The following is a 19,650-nucleotide window of genomic DNA, read 5'->3' as shown; positions in this document are numbered from 1 at the left end:
TCCATCGGGTTTCGCGGCGGCGTGACACGACCCGCTTCCCCTCGGGCGTCTCGGGCCGCCACTGGGCGCCCCGCCGGGGAGAGAGCGAGGAACAGAGTGCCGAAAGATTATCGTTCCACGCTGGTGGAGCAGGTGCGGAAGTACGTGCCCGCGCTCCCTCCAGGGAAGGTGGATTCGCTGCGCACGACGGTGCTGGTGGGCGAGCTCTCGCTGGCCTCCGTCGACCTCGTGAGCGCCTTGGTCGACGACGCGGTGCCCGTCGACCCGCAGGACGTGCCTACGCTACGGTGGCTGCTCGAAAGCGTCACGTTGCCCCCGGACACCCCGGCCGACCTCGCCGACCGGCTGGTGGTCGAGTGAGGTTCGCCGACTCGAAGCCCGCGCGCGGCTCCCGCCTACCAAAGGGTGGACGGTCCGGCGACAACCCAGCCGGCGTCGGTAGGCTTGACCCAAAAGCTCAATGACACCGCGATTATCTGCGCGCGGTAGATGATCTCGACGTTCACATGGCTGCCGGTAGGGCCCCAGTGGAAGTCCCCGGGATCGAGTTCGGCGAGCCAAGACAAATCCTGTTCCCACTCGCCGGCAGCGAGGCGGCGATCCGCCTCGTCATCGGCGCTCGCACCGACCGAGCCGGACCACAGACTCTTGAGCACATGCCGGACCGGCGTATGGTCGACGAGCTGTTCGGCCTCAGGGATCTTCCCAGCTCGGAGCAGGCTGAAGTAGCGGCTGACGACCGCTTCGACGTCGATCTCGGCAGGGCGCTCCGTCCAGACTTTCACGGCGAGACCGTATGATCCCGGCGTGTGCTCGGCAACCCGGTTTCTGCGCATGGATGGCCCCGGGTTGGGTCACAGTCGGCCGAAGAGGCGCTTGGCTCGAGAACGTTCTCGACAACGAGCTCGTAGGAGCCGGTGATGAGACCCTCCGCCAATTCGCGGGTGAATGGTCACGGGATGCAGTGGGGCCCGAATCGGTTCGGGTCCACCGGCTGCTGGTCCTTCGGCAGCTTTTCCACGACCAGCAGATACGATTCTGTCACCAGGTCGTCGACAAGCGTTGCGTCGATGTCACCACCCGGGGTCAACGTGATCCAGTGCTGTTTGTTCATGTGATAACCCGGTGTGATGTGTTCGAAGGACTCCCGCAGCGCCTTCGCCTCGCCGGGCTCGGCTTTCAAGATCACCATGGGCTCACCGGTCACTTGCGTGAGTAGCATGAAGACCTTTCCACGGACCTTGAAGACGTCCCAGTCCGCACCGAACGGGTGCTCCAGACTTGCGCCGGGTAGCTCTTGCGCCCTCGCCGCCGCCCGCTCTTGCTGTTTCGTTCCCTGCATACAACCGCCCTCTCCGGTTCACAAATTGCGGATCGGCACACTGAATCAGCGTGGTGATGCGATTCCGAGGGTTCGATTTTCCCTCATCGATTGGGCCGGAACACCGGGACGTTGATCTCCGGGTCGGGAGTCACCCTCATCGCGAGATCGGCCGTGGCATAGAGATCGGCCAGGATACCGGCGCCCGGCATCACCGAGTACGGAACGAGGTCTCCGGCGCGCATGATGCCGTCGGCGCCGACGAACATCCTGCCAGTAGTTGGCCGGGTCGAACCCGTCGGGAGGTCGAATCGCTCGTCGAGGAGGCGTATCCATTCCGCCGGACGGGATCCGCTGGCCGGAAGCGGGGCCGCCGCCGCCGTCGCTCGGGAGGGGCGATGATCCCGCCAAGGGCGCAGACGACCCGCGCCCTTCGGACGACCCGTCGAAAGACACCCGATCCGATGCGGGTAAGGCCCCGCCGCCACCGCCGGGCGACAGCGGAAACGAACCCCCGCCTCGGCCCCCTTCGATCGGCGTGCCGGCCGACGATCCATTCGATCAGGACTAGCTTGCTGGTCCGCCGATGAGCCGTGGCGGGTCGACCGTCGTTGATCCTGCTGGAACAGGTGCAGTAGGTGGTCGGGTCGACCCTCGAACAAATGCCCTCCGATGCCACGCACTGGTCGCGGTCCTCGATGGCCGAGCGGTCCGGGTTGTCGAAATCGACGGTCGGTCGACCAGTGGAACACCAACCCGCGTCCGTTCGTCCGGCGCAAGACCGCCGGGGAGATCCTCGACTCTCTCGCCCGATATCTGCGACGGATTTCAGGCGCGGAAAACCAGCTGGTCGGGCCATTCGAAGCTCGAGCCCGCGAATGCCACAGCGGAGCAGATCCCACCGAGAACGAGTCGCTCGGAGAAGCAACGCCGTCCTTGACCGGACGCCCTTTGCACAGTCAGCCGATGATCTCGGCCGGCGGCGAGCTCTGTCGTTCCCACTATCTGGAAAAAAGTCACTGAAATTGCCGGTGACCTGCGGTTCACCGAAAAGCACTGCCGCCCGGCGGATTATCGGATCTTAATATAGGCGGGTGCCGGGAATTCTTGGTTACTCGTATGCAGACGCCGGCGCTCTGGTCGGCGGGCTCGTCGGCGGGTTCACGCCGGCCGGATTCGTCGGTTCCGCAGTGCTCTCGGGCACTTTGGCCGGTGTCGGTGCGGCAATGGACGGCCGAGATATGAGCGGTGTGCTTACGGAAGCGGGTGTCGCGGCAATCGGTGCGGCCGGCGGCGGATGGGCCGGCGGTGAATTGGCGCGGGCGGGTATGAAACTCCTGGCGCCGCGGTTGGCCAAAGCTGCCGTCGACGGTACCGGCGGTGGCCTGACCGGCGGTTTGCAGAAATTCGGGCTCGAGGCCGCCGAAACGGTGCTGCGGACAACAGGTCGGCACGACGCGGGCATCATTCCCGCAGTGACCGCCGGGTTCGCGGGGTTCTGGGCCACTGATCAGGGCAAGATGCCGACCGTCGTGACGATCGATATCGGCAACGGGGGCTGCCCGGTGGAAATGCGGAGTCTGCAGATGCCCGCCGAACTCGGCGGCACTGTCGGCGACATGTATCGGAAGCTCCCTCCTACCTGTGCGATGTGTGGCGCTGTTTCGGTACCGGAAATCGGCCGACCACACCGGCAGTCACACTGCCGACCCGCGTTTCCGCGGAGGAATCCGCCGGCATCCACGAGTACGCCAAGAAAGTCGCACAGTTCAATACCATGATCGACGGTTTCGTGCGCCTTGATCGCCAAGTACTGGATCTCGTCACGGCAGGTGTCGATAAGATCGATGAACAGGGTCGGCTGGCGGTGAGCCGGCTCATCGAAACGGTCAACAAGGACGCGGGAACCGCACCACCCAGCGGCAAATCGCTCGAGGCCTATGCACTGGACAGAGTGAACAGCGCTTTCGCGGACGGCCGGGAAATCCTGTCCCAGGCCATTGTTATGAGCCGGGGAGTGGCCGGCAAGCTGGACCAGAACACCGACCGTATGAGCGGCCCGTCCGAAACTCCGGAACCCGGAGCTCCAGGCGGCCGATGAGGAGCCCCGCAGACGCGCGGTTTCCGAACTCGGCGAGGTGATCTGTCGGCGACCCCGACATCCCCGAGCAGGAAGCCGATATGCTGACCCGCTCCCCGATCACCGTGGTCGACAAGATCCGCACCCCGCTGCACGTCGCCCGGGGCGCCAACGACGTCCGGCCCAGCGAGAACAGGTGTTCGGCATGGTCGTCGGGCTGCTCCCGCACGCTACTCGCGCGGGAGGAGCCTGGAGTTCGGCAGCGGCGGAGCCGGCAATGGCGGCAGCTGGCCGGGCGGGAACTCGCCGAACAGGGCAGGCTTGCCGGCATCTTCCGGGTCGGCAGGTTCGAAGCCGAGTTCGGCCTGGTAGCGGCGCCGGTACTCGACGATCTCGTCGTGATCGCGGCCGATGAAGTTCCACCACATCACGATCCGCTCCCCCAACGGGACGCCGCCCAGCAGGATGACGCGGGCTTCGGCGTCGCCTGCGGTGATGACCAACGTCCCGGATCCGGGCGGTATGTAGGCGAGCGATCGATGGCCGACACCAGCCGAGTTCACCGTGACCGCGCCGCTCTCGGCGAGGACGGCGTGCTCGAAGTCGGCCCGCACGGTGAGCCGTACCGAGGCACCGGGGTCGAGTATCAGTTCGGCACCGAGCAGGTCGGGTGTCCGCGTATCGACCGGAGAGACCGATCCGAGGAGCGCGCCGAGGAACACGCGCGCCGTGGCGCCGGGAAGTGTCACCGGCTCGGGCGCGTAGTGCGCGAACGCGTTCTCACTGAAACGCGTCTCGTCCGGCAGCGCGTACCACAGCTGCACGCCGTGCAGGGTGCTCGTCTCGGGGTCGCTGATCTCCTGATGGGTGATGCCACGGCCCGCGATCATCAGGTTGAGCTCTCCCGGCACGACCGCGGCCGCGTTGCCGCCGGAGTCGAGATGCTGGACGCGCCCGGTGAACAGCCAGGACACCGTCGCGAGCCCGGTGTGCGGGTGCCGCGGCATCCGCATACCACCGGTCACCGAGACATCGTCGGGACCGTAGTGATCCAGAAAGCACCACGCCCCCACCAGCGACCTCTGCCGCTGCGGGAGGGTCCGGTACACGGTCATCTCCCGCACGCCGCCGAGGGGCACGAGGCGCGGCTCGAGGACCTCTATCGCCGTACACGGCTGCCCATGATCCAGGACTCTCATCTCGGGGCGTGTGTCGAAGTCGGTCATCGGATGATCTTCCCTTCGGTATCGCGGGGACGCACCGAATGCTCGCTGAGGATCGAGATCCGGTTGAACGCGTTGATCGTGACCGCCACCCACTCGGCCGCAACGAATGCCTCCTCGCCGAGAACCGATCGGGCGCCTGCGAGATCGGCATCCGAGTCTTCGGTGGTGGGGAGCAGTGTGGCGGCTTCGGCGACGGCGAGCACCGCCCGTTGCCGATCATCGAACAATCCGGCCTCCCGCCATACCGGCAGCAAGTCCAGCTTCTGCTGCGCTATCCCGGCCCGTCTCGCCTCGCGCGAATGCAGATCCACGCAGAACGCGCACGCGTTGATTTGCGACGCACGCAGCTTGATCAACTCGGACTCCTGGATCGAGAGTCCCCGCTGCAACGCCGCCTCGCGAATCGCCGACGCGAACGCGTTCGCAGCCTTCCACGCCTCGGGCATCACCCTGTCCAAGGACGGACGCATCGTGTCTCCATTTCCGCGGGGACAGCGCACACCCGTCTTCCGCTCTCGAGTCGTCTATCTCGACCGAACAGGCCTCGCCGACCGCCTGCGCCGCCGCCGATGGCCCGCCGGCCGGCGCTGCGCCGGCTGCCGCCGGGCTACCGTATGCGCGAATTCACGACTTGTTCAATATCTCCTACGACCGTGATTCGGCCACCATCGCCGGGATCGGGATCCGGCATGATCGCTTCCGGGTCGACGAGATAGACCTCGTGACCATCCAGCGTGAGCCGACGCACGACCTCCAGCAGCATGCGCCGGCCCACATCGTCGATCGAATAGACCATCGTGAGGTCCAAAGCCACCTCGGCTTCTGCGGGCGCAGTGTCCACTGCCTCTCGGACTATTCTCTCGGCTGCGGCAAAGCCGATCCCGCCCTGCAGTTGCAGGACCCGGATCGCGTCCGGTCCACGGCCGACGACGTGGTTGGATCGCACGACCGCGCGCGCAGCGGCCGGGACCTCCATCACGTGCAGACCCATATCGGAGGAGAATCGTTCGAACAGTGACACCCCGCGAACGCTGTTCCCGTGGGGGTCCAGCCGTGGCGAGAAGGTGGCGATGCCGATCTGGCCGGGAAGCGCGCCGATCAGGCCCCCGGCCACGCCGCTTTTCGCCGGAATGCCGACCTGGGTCGCCCAGTCACCGGCCGCGTCGTACATTCCGCAGGTGAACATGACGCTCAGCACCTGACGCACCACCGGTTCGGGTATCACCCGCTCACCCGAGACAGGATTGATCCCGCGGTTGGCCAACGTCGCGACCATCACGGCCAGATCCCGCGTGGTGACGAGCACGGAGCACTGGCGGGTGTAGCCGTCGACGACGGTCCTCGGGTCCTCGGTGAGGATGTTGTGGCCGCGGAGCATATGCGCGATGGCCAGGTTGCGGTGCGCGTGCTCCAGCTCCGACGCGCACACCGCCTCGTCGATCGTGAGCCGACGACCGGCAAACGCCGAAAGGCCGTGGACCACGCGCTCCACGCGCTCCACCGGAGTCAGTTCCGCCGAGCCGGCCAGCGAATGCGTGGTGATCGCGCCGGCGTTGATCATGGGATTGTAGGGGCGTCCGGTATCGCTTTCGAGGGAGATCTGGTTGAACGCCTCTCCTGATGGCTCGACACCGACTTTGGCGAGCACAGGGTCGAAGCCACGATCAGCCAGTGCCATCGCGTAGGTGAACGGCTTGGAGATCGATTGGATCGTGAACTCGGTATCGATATCGCCGGCACCGTAGACCTGGCCGTCAACAGTGGCGAAGACCGCGCCGAGACGTTCGGGGTCCGCCGCCGCGAGCTCGGGGATATAGCCCGCCGGTTCTCCGGAGGTGTCCGACTCCACATCTCCGAGCGCCTCGGTCAGGTAGTCGGGAACGACCGACCGCATTCGTGCTCCTCCCTGCAGATGTGCAACCTCCTGCGCTGTGACGTCGGCGCCGAGCTCGTGGTGCGCCGTCCTGATGTTTGTCGACGCCGCACCGAATCATCCCGTCGATGCGTAACGCCGGCGGATATCATGCCCCGCTCCGGGTAGCGCGCGTGACCAGGGCGATGTCGGTAGGTGTCGGCAGGCGGAACACACCGCCGTTCGCGACGAATTCATCGCCATGTGTTCGCAGATGGCGAGCGAACAGTGGGCACACCGGTACGACGGTGAGGTTCTTGCTGATGCTGTCTGCCAGCGCCGCCCGCACCAGCAGCCCGGCCAGACCCCGTCCGCCGAACTCCTGATCTACTTCGGTGTGGAAAAAGATCCGGTCGGCGGCTGCTCCGGGTGAGTCGATGAAATCGGCCCTGCCGACGGGTGGTCCCTCGGCGAGGCTCACGGTATAGGAGCTGATGGGGTCGGCGATATCGAGTTCGACCGTCACGGACGCACCGGTGTTGTCGATCAAGCCCTCGGTCATCTGGGTGTCCTTTCGTGAGACGGCGTCGCGGCTCGGGCCACGTGCCCCTTTGCCGGGCCGTCGTGTGGGAAGCGGGAACAGACCGGATGGTCACCGGATCCGGAGGCCAGGACCCGATAGCCGGCGGCGACCGCCGGGCGCGCCGAGACGGTGCCGAGTTTCCCCGCCCCCAGGATCCCGATGGTGGTGACAGGGCTGGTCATCGTGCCACCCCCAGGGTGGCAGTGGGCTGTTCGGCCAGCAGCTCGCGGACCCGGGGGATGACCGCAGTGCCGTACAGCTCGACCGACCGTAGCCGGGCAGCCGCGGAGACGGTGCCGGCGGCGGAGTAGATCATGTCGAACCGGCCCACATCCAGCACCCGGATCGCCTGGGCGATCTTGTTCGCTACCGTCTCGACCGAGCCGACATACAGTGACCCGTGTTCGACCTCGGTGTCGAATTCTTCCCGGCGCAGCGGTGGCCAGCCGCGCAACGCACCGATGCGGTCACGGATCTCCCGGTACCCGGGATAGAGCAGCTCCTTGGCCTCCTCGTCGGTGGCGGCGACGAAACCGGGCGAGTGCACCCCGACCGGCCGCGCGGGCGTGCCGAACTCCTGACTCGCCCGCCGGTAAAGATCTACATAGGGAGCGAACCGGCCGGGGGCGCCGCCGATGACGGCAAGCATGAGCCGGAACCCGTAGCGGGCAGTGCGTAGCACCGACTCAGGTGTACCGCCGACCCCGACCCACGTAGCGAGACGTCCCGATTCGGTCTTCGGGTACACATCCGCATCGCGCAGGGCGGCACGGGTGGTGCCCTCCCAGGTGACCGGCGTCTCGTCCAAGAGCCGGTGGAACAGATCGATCTTCTCCTCGAACAGCACCTCGTAATCCTTCAGGTCGTACCCGAACAGCGGGAACGACTCGGTGAACGAACCCCGTCCGAGGATCACCTCGGCACGGCCGCTGGAGAGCGCGTCCACGGTGGCAAAACGTTGGAACACCCGCACCGGGTCGTCCGAGGACAGCACCGTCACCCCCGAGGCGAGCCGGATGCGCTTCGTGGCGGTCGCGATCCCGGCCAGCACCGTTTCCGGGCTGGAGATCGCGTACTCCGGCCGGTGGTGCTCACCCAGTGCGATCACATCGATGCCGACCTGATCGGCCAGAACTGCCTCGGTCACCGCGGCGCGGATCGCCTGCGCGTGCGAGACGATCTCACCCCGGTCGTTGCGGGGCCGATCGCCGAAGCTGTCGATACCGAACTCGATCTGCGATACATCCATCATGTAACTCTCTCAGGGCGTTCGTTGTGTCTGTGTGTGACGGTGCGAGGTCATGAGGGAATGTTGCCTCGTCCGATCAAGGGGATGTTCATGCTTCTCTCCTCGCCGGGCCGATATGCAATAGGGGCCGGTGACACGAACAGAGACCGGCTCCGACCAGGTTCGACGGGCAGGTCGGAACGTCTCCCCGGCCTGGAAACGACCGTACGGCGGCCGTCCGGCAGGCGTCCAAGACTTGTTCGGATGCGAAACGATAGGATCCGTCTATCGATATCAGCCCCCGCGTCCTCCGTTACTTCATGGCCGTGGCCGAAGAACTCCACTTCGGCCGCGCGGCCACGCGTCTCTACATCGCCCAGCCGTCCCTGAGTCATCAGATCCGCAAGCTCGAGGAGACGCTCGGAACCCCACTGTTCGTGCGTTCGAACCGTCGGGTGCAGCTCACCGCCGCAGGTCGGACGCTGGCTCGCGAGGCGCCGACAGCGCTGGCCGCGCTGGAACAAGCCATACAGCTCACGCGACTGGCCGGATCAGGGATCGCCACGACGATTCGGCTGGGCTATACCCCGGTCACCGGCTTCGACATGCTCACCACCCTGCTGAATGCTCTCCATGACGACCACCCCGGCCTCACCGTCGACGCGCGAGAACTCTTCAGCGCCGAGATTCCCGAACGCCTCTGTGCCGGCGACCTGGACATCGGTCTCGCCCTTTCACCACAGCCCATCGACGGCGTAGGCGGCGAGATCCTCCGCAAAGAGCCCGTTTCCGCGCTCCTGGGCACTCGTCACCGTCTCGCTGCCGCACCGACGATCCCGGTGACAGCCCTTCGCGACGAGACACTGCTGCTGTTCCCTCGCCGCCTCGCCCCGGCGTACTACGACGGCATCATCGCCGCATGCCACGAAGCGGGCTTCTCACCCGAAATTCGCGCATTCGAGGAACCGCCGGTGAATGCCATGCTCGCCCGGCTCTCGAGCGGGCGCGAGGTCAGCTTGGCCCCTGCATCGTTCGCTGAGCACGCCGCGAAGGCCGGCACCGGCATTCTTCTTCGCGACGTCGTCGATCCGCCGATCCCGGCAGAACTCTCGATGCTGTGGCCCGCGAACGATCCCTCGCCCGCCATCGCCAGTGTCCTCGCCACCGCCCGGCGATGCGCGGAACGAAACGGATGGCTACGCCACCCCCTCACGTAATGCCTGAGCCGCCCACGCACCGACGCGGCACAGTAGCAGCTATCCGCCCGTCACCGGGCTCTCGAAGCTCATGCGGGTCAACTGCTCGGACACTGCCCATAACTTTGCCGCGGCTTCGGCGTCCCGTGCGGATCGATAGACATGTAGTTCGGTGGGTCTGCCGGTGAATTCTCCGATACCGTTCGGGCCGTAGAAGCCTCCACCGTGCGATTCACTGCCGGTGGCCGCGTAGAGAATCGGTTGAACGCCCTCATCTACTCCGTGGACGAAAAGACCCCACCGCTTCAGCTTGCCTATCACCGCTGCCTGCGGTGATAGCCGGGTACGGCCCAGGTTGGGCCCGGCTGAGTAGAGGTTGGTGAGGGTCGTTCCCGGATGGGCCGCCGTGCTGGTGATACCCCAACCGGCCTGGGCGCTCCGCCGATCGAGTTCGAGTGCAAAGAGTAGATTTGCGAGCTTGGAGATACCGTATGAACGCGCCGGGGAGTAGCTTCGCTCGGACTGGAGGTCGTTCCAGTCGAACGTGCCGAACCGGGCAGCGCTGCTGGTAACGGTGGTGACCCTGGCTTCGCCCGCGCGCAGCAGCGGAAACAGGCCCGCAGTCAGAGCGAAGTGTCCGAGGTGATTGGTGCCGAACTGAAGCTCGTGACCGTCCTGGGTGAGTTGGCGGGTCGCAGGTGCCATGACCCCCGCGTTGTTCACGAGCAGATGTAGGGGTCGTCGGTCGGCCAGGAGGCGGCGGGTCAGCTCGGCGACCGAACCGAGTGATGCGAGATCGAGGGCCTCGAGTGTTACCTCGGCCTCGGGAGCCGCAGTCCGGATTGCGTCGACTGCGGACCTACCCTTCTCCTGGTTCCTTACCGGCAGGACAAGTTCCGCGCCCGCCTGTGCCAGACGCGTCGCAAGCGCGAGGCCCACACCGTCGCTCGCTCCCGTGACGATCGCGCGCTTTCCGGTCAGCCGCGGTACGGACATGATCGGGATCGGACGTTTCATATCCGCTCCTTCCACTGGGTCATGACAACTTGGACAGCGCGGCACTCGGACTTTGTGACGGACGCGGGAATGCCTCGCCCGCCTGACCCTTCTGGCCACACGACGGGTTCATCTGCTGTCGTCTTCGGCGACGTGCGGAATCGGAGCGCACGTCAGCTGTGAGCAGACGCTCGAGGTGGGCCATGGCGCCGTGCTGCGCGGCGTCGAGGAAGGCCCGCAGCAATCGGTCCTGGTCCGCGCGAGAGACAGGCTCGTGCTCGTGCCGTGGCCCAGCGAGGCGGGCGCGAGCCCGATGGCAGAGTTGGCGGGCGTTCGTTTCGGATATCCCGAACCGGTCGGCAACATCGCGGAACGGATAGGCGAAAGCCTCGCGGAGCACGAAGACAGCGCGTTCGGTGGGCGTCAACCGCTGCAGCAGGAGCAGGACGGCGTGCTCGATATCCGCCGCCCGCTCGGTCGTCAGTGACGGGTCGTCGGAGGTGGGTAACTCTTCCGGGGGCCAGCGATCGACCAGAACTTCGTGGCGTGCGCGGGCCGAGCTGGTCGCGTTCAGCGTGACCCGGGTCGTGATCGTCACAAGGAATGCGATCCGATCGCGCACCTGTGTCCGGTCTGCGCCCTGCCAGCGGAGCCAGACGTCCTGGACGATGTCCTCGGCGTCGGCCGCCCGGCCCAGCATTCGGTAGGCGATCCCGAAAAGACGGGGTCGGGCGCCCTGGAAGTCTGCCACGTACCCGGCGACCTCCGATGACGAGGGACGCGTCTGGTCCGGCTCGGATATGACGTTGGTAATGCTCGTCGAGTGCATGGCGGACGTCCTTTCGTGCGGACCTCGACCGCCACTCGGATCGGCGATCGAATAGGCGACCCCGGATGGGCCACATATCCACCGTCGCCCGGCACGGGTGCTGATCGCGCCCTTGGTGATCCCGGGCGAACCCCTGGTGAAGCGCAGCCAGGGACACGTGCCCCCTGGGTTCTTTCCCCGGCCACCGGTGTAGACAGGCGGCGCCGATAGCCGCTGTCGAGATCTGAACTGCAGGGTTGCAGGACGCCGACCGAGAGTTATGCTGCGGACCGCACCCGTGCGGGTGACATCATGAGCGGGTCCGCTCCGACTGTGGTGGGACCGGCCGCCCCGGGGGCAACCCTGGTCCACGCACCAGGGATCGGCCACGGCCAGCGGGGCGCGTGATGCAGCCCCTGTGTCATTCAGCGTGGGGCAGAGCATCCCCGAGCTGTCGGCGGGAGGTGATCGACAGCTTCGTGAAGATTTTGCGCAGATGCCACTCGACCGTCCGCGGGCTGAGGAAGAGCCGGGCACCCACCTCCGGATTGGAGAGGCCTTCGCCGACGAGCATCGCGATCTGCCTCTCCTGCGGCGTCAGCTCGTCGCTCGAGGTTTCGACGCTGCGTTTTCGGATTTTTTCACCACTGGCCAGTAGCTCACGGCGGGCGCGTTCGGCGAACGCCGCCATGCCGATCGAGACGAACATGTCGTAGGCGGTGCGCAAATGGTGCCGTGCGTCGACGCGCCGCGACTGCCGGCGCAACCATTCGCCGTACAGCAGATGAGCGCGCGCCAGTTCGGGGCGTAACAATGTCCGGCCCAACCGCTCGATCGACTCGCGGTAGAGGTCGTCCGCAGCGGTCTCGTCGGCGAGCAGCGCCCGGCAGCGTGCCAGGATCCCATGTGACCAGTCGGTGTCGGCTGTCTCTGCCGCGTCGGCCAGATGTTCGAGCGCGCCGCGGGCGGCCTTGTCGTCTCCCACCCGCACCGCCGCCTCGATGAGTTCGGGCAGCACCCACACCGAGACGACCAGCTGGGCGATCCGGGTGCTGGCCTGGGCTGCCGAGAGGGCGTCCTGGTAGCGGCCGAGGCCGTTGTAGAGGACCGCTGCCGACCATTGCGCTGTGGTGACGCCGGTCAACTGGCCGTCCGCTGCGCTTTGTTCGATCGTGGCGGCGATCAGCGCCGACGCATCGGTCTCATTGCCCTGCATTGCCGTCAGTATGAGAGTTGTATACGGAGCGAGGGGGATGCCGGTGGCGGCAGCGATACCTTCGGATTCGGCGACGATCCCGGCCGCGGTGGCGAAATCCCCGATCAAGGAGGTCGCTGCCCCCAACGAGGCGAGATAGATGGGGAGTTCGGTCAGGATTCCGGCGGTGCGCACGACCTCGGCCGCTCTGGCATACGTTTCGAGCATGACTTGTTCGTCCCAGACAGCCGGGCTCAGGCCGCACGCCGCCCAGCCCCATTTCAGGAGGTCTGGCACGGGCAGGTCCACGAGTGCGGTCATCGCGCGCCGCAACGCGGTCATCGCGGTGCCGCGCCCCTCGGTGACGAGCAGCGCGCAGCCCTCCAGCACCAGGTCGATCGGCCGCGGGCTGCCCGGCCGGGGAGGGAGTTCCCGGATCGCCCCGGAGATCGCCATGAGACTCTCGGCGTCGGCAGCACCCCACGCCGCGGCACCCCAGGCGAGAAGATACGTCTCCAGCGCGAGCTCGGAGTCGAAGGGCTCCAGTCGCCGCGCCGCAGCCAACAGCATCGGCGGGGCCTCCTGGTTGAAGCCTGCCGCGTGCGCGATACGACCCCGCACCAGCTGGGCTCGTGCGCGGAGCCACTCGCTGGGCACATCGAGTTCGGCGATATCGATGAGTCTGCGGGCGGCATCCAGATCGCCCGCCCGGACACTCGCGTCCGCGGCGGCCACCGCGCGTTCGGCGCGCCGCGCAGTGTTCGAGGTCAGTGCCACGGAACGCTGTAGGAAGGCAGCAGCGGAGGCCAGCCCGCCGCGCGCCTGCGCCCGGCCGGCGGACAGCTCGAGTTCCGCTGCGACGGTTTCGTCCGGTTCGGCGGCGGCGGAGGCCAGGTGCCAAGCGCGGCGATCCGGGTCGATCTGCGGGTCGGTGACCTCCGCCAACGCCAGATGCACTGCGCGGCGGTCCTCGTCTCCGGCGGCTCGGTACACCGCCGAGCGTACGAGCGGGTGGCGGAAAGTCACGCGTATGTCGAAGGACACCAGTCCGGCGGTCTCGTCGTCGAGGGCCGTCGCCGACGTGACGCCCAGTCGCTGCGCGGCACGCCAGACCAGGGCGGGGTCACCGACCGGCTCGGCGGCGGCGATCAGCAGCAGCAACCGACTCTGCTCCGCTAGTTTCTCGATCCTCGACAGGAAGCTCTGCTCGATCCGATTGGGCAGCGTATCGGTTCGCGGCAGGCCGAACCCGCCGGCCAGCTGGGTAACGGTGCGCTCGCGGGGCAGCTCCAGCAGAGCCAGCGGGTTACCCCCGGCTTCAGCGACGATCCGATCGCGGATGTGGTGATCGAGCCGGGCGTGGGTCGCCGCCTCGAGCAGAGCGTGGGCGTCGGCCTTGCCGAGTCCCATGACTTCCAGCTCGGGCAGCCCGAGGAGATCCCGAATCCGCCGGCGGGCGCCGAAAACGAGCGCGACCGACTCGGCGAGCAACCGTCGGGCCACGAAGCCGAGAACTTGTGCCGAGGCCTGGTCCATCCACTGCGCGTCGTCGACCACACACAGCACAGGGCCGCTTTCCGAAACCTCCGACAACAAACTCAGCACCGCCAGTGCGACCAGGAAGCGTTCCGGTGGGGTGCCCGCTCGCATCCCGAATACCGTCTCGAGGGCGTCGCGCTGCGGTTCGGGCAGTTCTTTCACTCGATCCAGCAGCGGCACACACAACTGGTGCAAGGTGGCGAACGCCAACTCCATCTCGGACTCGACACCGACCGCCCGCATCACCCGCATACCTGTCGCCGAATTCTCCAGGTATTCGAGCAGCGCGGACTTCCCGGCTCCGGGCGCGCCGTGCACGACAAGGACACGGCTCTCACCGGTGCGGACGGCCTCGGTCAGCTGATCGAGGACGCCGCATTCCGATTCTCGCCCGACAAGCCCGACTTGCCTTCGAAACGCCACCCTCGCCTGCCTTCACGTCGGTCGATCGGAACCGGATCGGTCCCGACAATCCTGAGAGGATAGTCGTGACTATTGTCCAGATCGGGAAGACTTGATCCGCGCTCGGGCCGTGCTATGGGTGCAAAGGTAGTGGTCTACCGGCTGATCATGATCCTCGTCCACTTCCTCGCCGGGAATCGACTCGCGCCACGGATGCGTCACGCTGCGCGGCGAGAGTGACCGCCACCGCTGTCGCGGCGAGAAGTGCGACTACCACGACGGTCGAGGTCGGGATCGCCGCCGTGGCGACCGGTGCGATGAGCACCGCCGCGGACGTGCCGAACAGCACTCGTGTGCGAATCGGCGAATGCGCCACCATTCCGGCATGAGCCGCCCACAGCAGCACCAAGAACAGGGCGGTGGGGATTGCCACGGCATAGCCGGTGACCAGCGAAGAGGTACCGGTACGGCCGTCACCGTTACGCACTGCGACTTCCAAACCCGCACCGAGCGCGGCCAGCGCGGCGAAAATCGCGTAGTGGGCGTACCCCCAGACGAACGACCGGGTCCGTCGATCGCTCAATGCCGCCCCGCTCGGCTCGAGATCATAGAGCCACCACAGCGCGAACAACAGGACCAGCCCGGACAACGCGGTTACCACCAGGGTTGGCCGCAGGCCGTGATCGAGGGCATCGGCGACCCCGGTGGACACCGCGAGAACGCTCTCCCCCAGGAGGATGATCGTGAATAGGGTGTAGCGCTCGGCGATGTGGTGTGGATGCCATGCGGTGCCACGGGCTCGTTCGGCCCATACCGGTATCGCCAGCTCGGCGGCGGCGAGCGCGAGAAAAACCGGATTCGCCACCACTGCGGGCAGCACGTCGAGCTCGGCCGGCAGCAGTCGTAGCAACCACAGAGCTTCGAGTACCGCGATACCGATTGCGTACCGCAATGCGGTCCGCCGGCCAGGCCGATCGTCGCGCGCCGCCCGGAGCCATTGCGCCACGAGACCGCTGCGCATCACCAGATAGCCGACAGTGATCGCGAGATAGTCGTCGTGACCGAACGCGGCGGGCACACCCGCGGCGAGTATCAGCACGCCGACCATCTGCACCCACGTCAGCAGGCGATAGGGCACATCGTCGGTGTCGTAGGACGAGGCGAACCAGGTGAAGTTCATCCACGCCCACCAGATCGCGAAGAACACCTGCAGGAACGGCAGCAAACCCGAGAGCGGATGACCAGCGCCGATGGCGTGCCCGAGCTGCGAGACGATGGCGGCGACCGCGACCACGAAGCTCAGGTCGAAAAGCAGCTCGAGCCGAGTCGACGCACGATGCGGTTCATCGACCGACCGGCCACGCATCCGGACACGCAGCCGACCGGAGTGGGCGCTATTGGTCACTCGACCAACTTCCCGATGGTCGAAACGTCGCGCATCAGGCGAGCTATATCGGCAGGAATGTCGGGAATCGCTTCCCGTTCGATCCGGCCGGGCCCCGACCACACGAGGTTGACGCGCAGCTCCGGATCGAGCTCCGGATAGTCCGACCGGTTGTGGCACCCTCGTGTTTCACGTCGCTCCAGGGCAGCGTCCAAGGTGGCCCGGGCAGCCATAGCCGACGACTTCAGATCGAAGGCATGTGCCAGATCCTGGAAACCGGCGGGGTCCGGATGCACGCCGATATCCGCCATCCGTTCCTCGAGCTCGTCGAGCTCGGACAACCCCGCGCGGATCCCGGCGTCGTCGCGGACCACACCCGCATGCTCGGTCATCGTATTGCGCAGCGTCCGCTGTAGTGCCCGGACGTTCTGCTGCCCGTCCGCCGCCAGCAGTTCGTCGACCTCACGGCGGGCCTCGGCGAGCGCGCCTTCGGACCGCCGCTGCACCGATAGCGCGGCCGAGTACTGCGCGGCGGCCTCCCCCACGATCCGGCCGTAGACGAAAAGCTCGATCAGCGAATTGCCGCCGAGCCGGTTGGCACCGTGCAGACCACTGGACGCCTCACCTATCGCATATAAACCCTCGACGCCGGTCCCGTGGTCGTGCGCCCGCACCCAGACACCACCCATCGAATAATGGGCCGTGGGTGCGATTTCGATGGGCGACCGGGTGATATCGAGCATCTGCAGCTCCAGCATCGTCTGGTAGACGCGCGGCAGCCGCCGCATGATCGTCTCCCGTGGCAGATGCGAAACATCCAGCCACACGCCACCGTTATCCGTGCCCCGGCCCTCCTTGATCTCGGTGTAGGCGGCGAGTGCGACCCGATCACGGGTGGACAGTTCCATCCGTTCGGGGTCGTATCGCTTCATGAACCGCTCGCCCGCGGCGTTGCGAAGAACTCCGCCCTCCCCGCGGGCGGCCTCCGAAACCAGCGTTCCGGCGGCGTTCTCCGGCTCGATCAGCCCGGAAGGATGGAACTGAACCAGCTCCGGATCCCGGATCCGCCCACCCGCCAGCACCGCCAGCCGCACGGAGTCGCCAGTGTTCTCGTCCCGGCGCGACGATGTACGACGCCAGATCCGGGTGTGCCCGCCCGCGGCGAGGATCACCGCGTCGGCCCGGAATGCGTAGCGCCCGCCGTCGTCGAGATCGAAACCGTACGCACCGAAGACGACGTTGTCGTGCACCAGGATCCGAGTGACATAACAGGTGTCGATGATCCGGATGCCGAGCTGCGCGGCGCGGTTCACCAGGGTTCGCTGGATCTCGAGGCCCGTGTAATCACCCGCGAACGCGGTGCGCCGGTAGGTGTGCGCGCCGAAGAAGCGCTGGGAGATCCGGCCATCGGACTCGCGAGCGAACGGCATCCCCCACCGTTCCAGGTCCTCGATGCCGCGTGCGGCATGCTCGGTGACGATCCGCACTGTATCCGGGCGCGCCAGCAGGTAGCTTTCGGTGATCGTATCCGCGGCGTGCTGTTGCCAACTGTCCTCGAGGTCCATCGTCGACAGCGCGGCGTTGATACCGCCGGCAGCGAGTGTGGTGTGAGCATCGGCCTTCGGTCGTTTGCCGACCACCAGAACATCGATACCGCGTTCGGCCAGCTCGATCGCGGCCCGCAGGCCTGCCCCGCCGGTGCCGATCACCAGCACCGATGTCGCGACCTGACGTTCGTCGGGGTAGACGAGCATCAATTCCATCCCTTCGAATCACGATCGGCGCGCGCGGGCGGCTGTGTACCGCCCGCGCGCCCCGGATCACTGCTGCGCCAGCCACTCCGACAGGCGTGTCTGCGCGAGTTGCGCGTCCCGCCCGGGCAGCAGACTGCCGGGCTTCAGTACCGCCCCGAAGTACTGCGACTGTGGGTCGGTGCGAACCTCACGCGGATCGGAGCGGGCAGTCAGCACTGTGCGGATCCACTGGTCGAGTCCGAACACCTCCGGACCCGCGACCTCGACGGTGCCGCCGACCGGCGTACCCGCGGCGGTGCGGCCCACGGCGGCGGCGACATCGTCGGCAGCCATCGGTTGCACGTTCGCGCCCGACAACCGGACCACGCCGTCGCGGGTCGCGGAATCGGCTATGCCACCGGCGAACTCGAAGAATTGGGTGGCATGTACCAGCGAGTACGGCAGGCCCGATCCTTTGATCAGTTCCTCCTGAGCCACCTTCGCCCGGAAGTACCCCGACTCCGGCAATCGTTCGGTACCTACGACCGACAGCGCGACATAGTGCCCGACCCCGGCCCCGCGCGCCGCCTCGAGCAGGTTGGTGGTGGAGGTTCGGAAGAAGTTCATGACGTCGTCGTCGGCGAAGGACGGCGAGTTGGACACGTCGATCACGACGTCGGCGTCCTGCAGGACTTCTTTGACTCCTTCCCCCGTGAGCGTGTTCACTCCCGTATTGGGTGCGGCCGGAACCGCCTGATGGCCGTGCTCCCCCAGCCGAGTGACGAGTTTCGAGCCGATCAGCCCGGTGCCGCCGATGACGACGATCTTCATGCTCATTCCTTCCATCGAGCGCTAATTCTGAAACCGATATGTCCCTGCACTGAGGACAAGCCGGGCAGCTATTTCGTGACGGTTGTCGCCATTCATGCTCGCTAGGTGATGCGGAGGTCGTGCGCTCACGAGACAACTAGGACGAGACCGGGCGCCGGATTGTGACGAACCGGTCGCGGTGTCAGTTCCGTTGTTCGGGTGGCACGTACTCGAAGGTCGGCCCCGCGGTCGTCATACCGTCACCGCTCGGCATCTTCATCAATGCCTGGGCCTGTGATTTCAGGGCGTACATCGCCCCGACCGCGTCCCTCATCTGCGACGGGCTGCCGTTGAAAACATCCTCCAGCAGGTAGAGCAATAGGCAATAGGTGTTGTTGAATTCTTCCTGCGCTATGCGGATTTCACTGCCCTGTGCATAGTCGGCAGTACGCTGATTCGGCCGCATGGGCAGAATCCCCTCCGGATCGATCCGGATCGGCTCACCGCTCGGACCGGACTGCGGAGTGTCACCCGGCCGAAATCGGCGGCCCTGCGCGAGTTCGACGAAGCGGTAGTAATGGGCTACCTCGTCGCGATCGGGATGATAGATGTTCTTGTCGCCGTCCCACACCTCGGTCCGCGCGGCGCCCTCCCCCTGCTCGACGATCTCCGCCAGAGCCGACAGCGCGGACTTCAGATCGTGCACCGGAATGATTTCGCCCCCGCCGCCGCTGAAATGCATCTCGTTCAGTTGCCGTCCCGGGTCGCCACAGAAGACCGCGTCTTCGCCGAGGGTGTCACACAGGGTCCGGATGCCCCTTTCGATGGCGGCATAGAACTGCCCGATCGTCTCGTACCTGTCGGATTCGGGCGGCGCATCGGCCGCCGCCGGTTTCTCGACGGCCAGGAACTGCTCGAGCGCCGCGGCGCCGAACGGCAGCAGGTGGACCTGGACAGATCGATCACCGTGCGGCAGTGGATGGGGGTATGCGGGAAGCAATTCGGGTGTATCGATACTCGGCTCGCCACCCACCGCGTTGAGCAGGTTCGCCGCCAACGCCAGATGCAGCATTTCCTCCACGAACACGCTGCCGATCACCTGCACCGCTTCGGTATTGCGCCCGGGATCCAACGAGTACAACGCACACAGGTACGGCGGGATGGTCGAATGCTCGAGTTCGATCGCCCACTGCAGGTGACGGCGGAGATCGTCCAATGTATCGATGGCGGGAGCGCCACTTGCATGCATGGTAGAACCTCGTCTCGGCAAGTCGTCGGCTGTCGATAACTAGGACAA

Annotated in this window: 20 protein-coding genes; 3 read left to right on the top strand and 17 right to left on the bottom strand. The window is 66.4% G+C overall.

Features of this window, described 5'->3' with window-relative positions; all coding sequences use genetic code 11:
• Positions 1-96 precede the first annotated feature (96 nt).
• A complete protein-coding gene (locus tag NF4_RS09855; protein ID WP_157120122.1) occupies positions 97-360 on the top strand; it encodes a hypothetical protein in 264 nt (87 codons plus the stop codon).
• A 35-nt stretch (positions 361-395) separates the two neighbouring features.
• Here NF4_RS09855 and NF4_RS09850 read toward each other — a convergent pair whose 3' ends face one another.
• From NF4_RS09850 to NF4_RS37665, 4 genes are all read right to left on the bottom strand, one after another.
• On the bottom strand, positions 396-785 hold the full coding sequence (locus tag NF4_RS09850; RefSeq protein ID WP_063126991.1) for a hypothetical protein: 390 nt from the start codon (positions 783-785) through the stop codon (positions 396-398).
• 167 nt (positions 786-952) lie between these two features.
• Positions 953-1,342: an MmcQ/YjbR family DNA-binding protein gene (locus NF4_RS09845; RefSeq protein ID WP_063126990.1), complete on the bottom strand. Its 390-nt coding sequence runs from the start codon at positions 1,340-1,342 to the stop codon at positions 953-955.
• A gap of 83 nt (positions 1,343-1,425) precedes the next feature.
• Entirely contained in the window at positions 1,426-1,590 is a 165-nt protein-coding gene (locus NF4_RS37670; protein WP_232330387.1) for a hypothetical protein, read from the bottom strand.
• Positions 1,591-2,364: 774 nt separating this feature from the next.
• Entirely contained in the window at positions 2,365-3,012 is a 648-nt protein-coding gene (locus NF4_RS37665; RefSeq protein ID WP_157120120.1) for a hypothetical protein, read from the bottom strand.
• An 86-nt stretch (positions 3,013-3,098) separates the two neighbouring features.
• Between NF4_RS37665 and NF4_RS09835 the strand changes: the two genes are divergently transcribed.
• Entirely contained in the window at positions 3,099-3,422 is a 324-nt protein-coding gene (locus tag NF4_RS09835) for a hypothetical protein (protein WP_063126988.1), read from the top strand.
• Between the two features lie 209 nt (positions 3,423-3,631).
• Here NF4_RS09835 and NF4_RS09830 read toward each other — a convergent pair whose 3' ends face one another.
• From NF4_RS09830 to NF4_RS09810, 6 genes are all read right to left on the bottom strand, one after another.
• Positions 3,632-4,627, bottom strand: a complete 996-nt coding sequence (locus NF4_RS09830; protein ID WP_063126987.1) for a pirin family protein — start codon at positions 4,625-4,627, stop codon at positions 3,632-3,634.
• Positions 4,624-5,097, bottom strand: a complete 474-nt coding sequence (locus tag NF4_RS09825; RefSeq protein WP_063126986.1) for a carboxymuconolactone decarboxylase family protein — start codon at positions 5,095-5,097, stop codon at positions 4,624-4,626. Before NF4_RS09825 ends, NF4_RS09830 begins: the two co-directional genes overlap by 4 nt.
• 137 nt (positions 5,098-5,234) lie before the next feature.
• Positions 5,235-6,521 (bottom strand): glutaminase, encoded by a 1,287-nt coding sequence (locus NF4_RS09820; RefSeq protein ID WP_063126985.1) that lies wholly within the window; start codon positions 6,519-6,521, stop codon positions 5,235-5,237.
• Positions 6,522-6,648: 127 nt separating this feature from the next.
• Positions 6,649-7,041, bottom strand: a complete 393-nt coding sequence (locus tag NF4_RS09815; protein WP_063126984.1) for a GNAT family N-acetyltransferase — start codon at positions 7,039-7,041, stop codon at positions 6,649-6,651.
• Positions 7,038-7,244, bottom strand: a complete 207-nt coding sequence (locus tag NF4_RS38535; protein ID WP_084533007.1) for an NAD(P)-binding domain-containing protein — start codon at positions 7,242-7,244, stop codon at positions 7,038-7,040. The genes NF4_RS09815 and NF4_RS38535 overlap by 4 nt, the downstream gene beginning before the upstream one ends.
• Positions 7,241-8,314: an LLM class flavin-dependent oxidoreductase gene (locus tag NF4_RS09810; protein WP_198165281.1), complete on the bottom strand. Its 1,074-nt coding sequence runs from the start codon at positions 8,312-8,314 to the stop codon at positions 7,241-7,243. The genes NF4_RS38535 and NF4_RS09810 overlap by 4 nt, the downstream gene beginning before the upstream one ends.
• Before the next feature lie 263 nt (positions 8,315-8,577).
• Between NF4_RS09810 and NF4_RS09805 the strand changes: the two genes are divergently transcribed.
• The gene (locus NF4_RS09805) at positions 8,578-9,507 is read left to right on the top strand and encodes a LysR substrate-binding domain-containing protein (protein WP_369690925.1); all 930 of its coding nucleotides are present in this window, start codon (positions 8,578-8,580) and stop codon (positions 9,505-9,507) included.
• A 39-nt stretch (positions 9,508-9,546) separates the two neighbouring features.
• Here the strand turns inward: NF4_RS09805 and NF4_RS09800 are convergent, their stop codons facing one another.
• The 7 genes from NF4_RS09800 to NF4_RS09770 form a co-directional block, all read right to left on the bottom strand.
• Positions 9,547-10,503 carry an SDR family oxidoreductase gene (locus tag NF4_RS09800; RefSeq protein WP_063127343.1) on the bottom strand — a complete coding sequence of 319 codons (957 nt, stop codon included), beginning with the start codon at positions 10,501-10,503 and terminating at the stop codon, positions 9,547-9,549.
• A 19-nt stretch (positions 10,504-10,522) separates the two neighbouring features.
• Entirely contained in the window at positions 10,523-11,311 is a 789-nt protein-coding gene (locus NF4_RS09795) for a sigma-70 family RNA polymerase sigma factor (RefSeq protein ID WP_063126982.1), read from the bottom strand.
• Positions 11,312-11,711: 400 nt separating this feature from the next.
• Positions 11,712-14,447 carry a helix-turn-helix transcriptional regulator gene (locus tag NF4_RS09790; RefSeq protein ID WP_063126981.1) on the bottom strand — a complete coding sequence of 912 codons (2,736 nt, stop codon included), beginning with the start codon at positions 14,445-14,447 and terminating at the stop codon, positions 11,712-11,714.
• Between the two features lie 145 nt (positions 14,448-14,592).
• A complete protein-coding gene (locus NF4_RS09785) occupies positions 14,593-15,831 on the bottom strand; it encodes a low temperature requirement protein A (protein ID WP_198165280.1) in 1,239 nt (412 codons plus the stop codon).
• On the bottom strand, positions 15,828-17,564 hold the full coding sequence (locus tag NF4_RS09780; protein WP_063127341.1) for an L-aspartate oxidase: 1,737 nt from the start codon (positions 17,562-17,564) through the stop codon (positions 15,828-15,830). The genes NF4_RS09785 and NF4_RS09780 overlap by 4 nt, the downstream gene beginning before the upstream one ends.
• 66 nt (positions 17,565-17,630) lie before the next feature.
• Entirely contained in the window at positions 17,631-18,374 is a 744-nt protein-coding gene (locus NF4_RS09775; RefSeq protein ID WP_063127340.1) for an SDR family oxidoreductase, read from the bottom strand.
• A 181-nt stretch (positions 18,375-18,555) separates the two neighbouring features.
• Entirely contained in the window at positions 18,556-19,602 is a 1,047-nt protein-coding gene (locus NF4_RS09770; RefSeq protein ID WP_063126980.1) for a ferritin-like domain-containing protein, read from the bottom strand.
• Positions 19,603-19,650: the final 48 nt, after the last annotated feature.

It is taken from the genome of Nocardia fusca NBRC 14340 (assembly GCF_001618425.1).
Lineage (GTDB): Bacteria > Actinomycetota > Actinomycetes > Mycobacteriales > Mycobacteriaceae > Nocardia > Nocardia fusca.
Note: the sequence above shows the minus strand (reverse complement) of the source record. Positions and strands in the feature narration are given on the sequence as shown.

Coding starts and splice junctions, on each gene's coding strand:
- NF4_RS09845 (WP_063126990.1), bottom strand. CDS start 1,342: ATGCAGGGAACGAAACAGCAAGAGCGGGCGGCGGCGAGGGCGCAAGAG.
- NF4_RS37670 (WP_232330387.1), bottom strand. CDS start 1,590: ATGTTCGTCGGCGCCGACGGCATCATGCGCGCCGGAGACCTCGTTCCG.
- NF4_RS09835 (WP_063126988.1), top strand. CDS start 3,099: ATGATCGACGGTTTCGTGCGCCTTGATCGCCAAGTACTGGATCTCGTC.
- NF4_RS09830 (WP_063126987.1), bottom strand. CDS start 4,627: ATGACCGACTTCGACACACGCCCCGAGATGAGAGTCCTGGATCATGGG.
- NF4_RS09825 (WP_063126986.1), bottom strand. CDS start 5,097: ATGCGTCCGTCCTTGGACAGGGTGATGCCCGAGGCGTGGAAGGCTGCG.
- NF4_RS09820 (WP_063126985.1), bottom strand. CDS start 6,521: ATGCGGTCGGTCGTTCCCGACTACCTGACCGAGGCGCTCGGAGATGTG.
- NF4_RS09815 (WP_063126984.1), bottom strand. CDS start 7,041: ATGACCGAGGGCTTGATCGACAACACCGGTGCGTCCGTGACGGTCGAA.
- NF4_RS38535 (WP_084533007.1), bottom strand. CDS start 7,244: ATGACCAGCCCTGTCACCACCATCGGGATCCTGGGGGCGGGGAAACTC.
- NF4_RS09810 (WP_198165281.1), bottom strand. CDS start 8,314: ATGATGGATGTATCGCAGATCGAGTTCGGTATCGACAGCTTCGGCGAT.
- NF4_RS09800 (WP_063127343.1), bottom strand. CDS start 10,503: ATGAAACGTCCGATCCCGATCATGTCCGTACCGCGGCTGACCGGAAAG.
- NF4_RS09795 (WP_063126982.1), bottom strand. CDS start 11,311: ATGCACTCGACGAGCATTACCAACGTCATATCCGAGCCGGACCAGACG.
- NF4_RS09780 (WP_063127341.1), bottom strand. CDS start 17,564: ATGCTCGTCTACCCCGACGAACGTCAGGTCGCGACATCGGTGCTGGTG.
- NF4_RS09775 (WP_063127340.1), bottom strand. CDS start 18,374: ATGAAGATCGTCGTCATCGGCGGCACCGGGCTGATCGGCTCGAAACTC.
- NF4_RS09770 (WP_063126980.1), bottom strand. CDS start 19,602: ATGCATGCAAGTGGCGCTCCCGCCATCGATACATTGGACGATCTCCGC.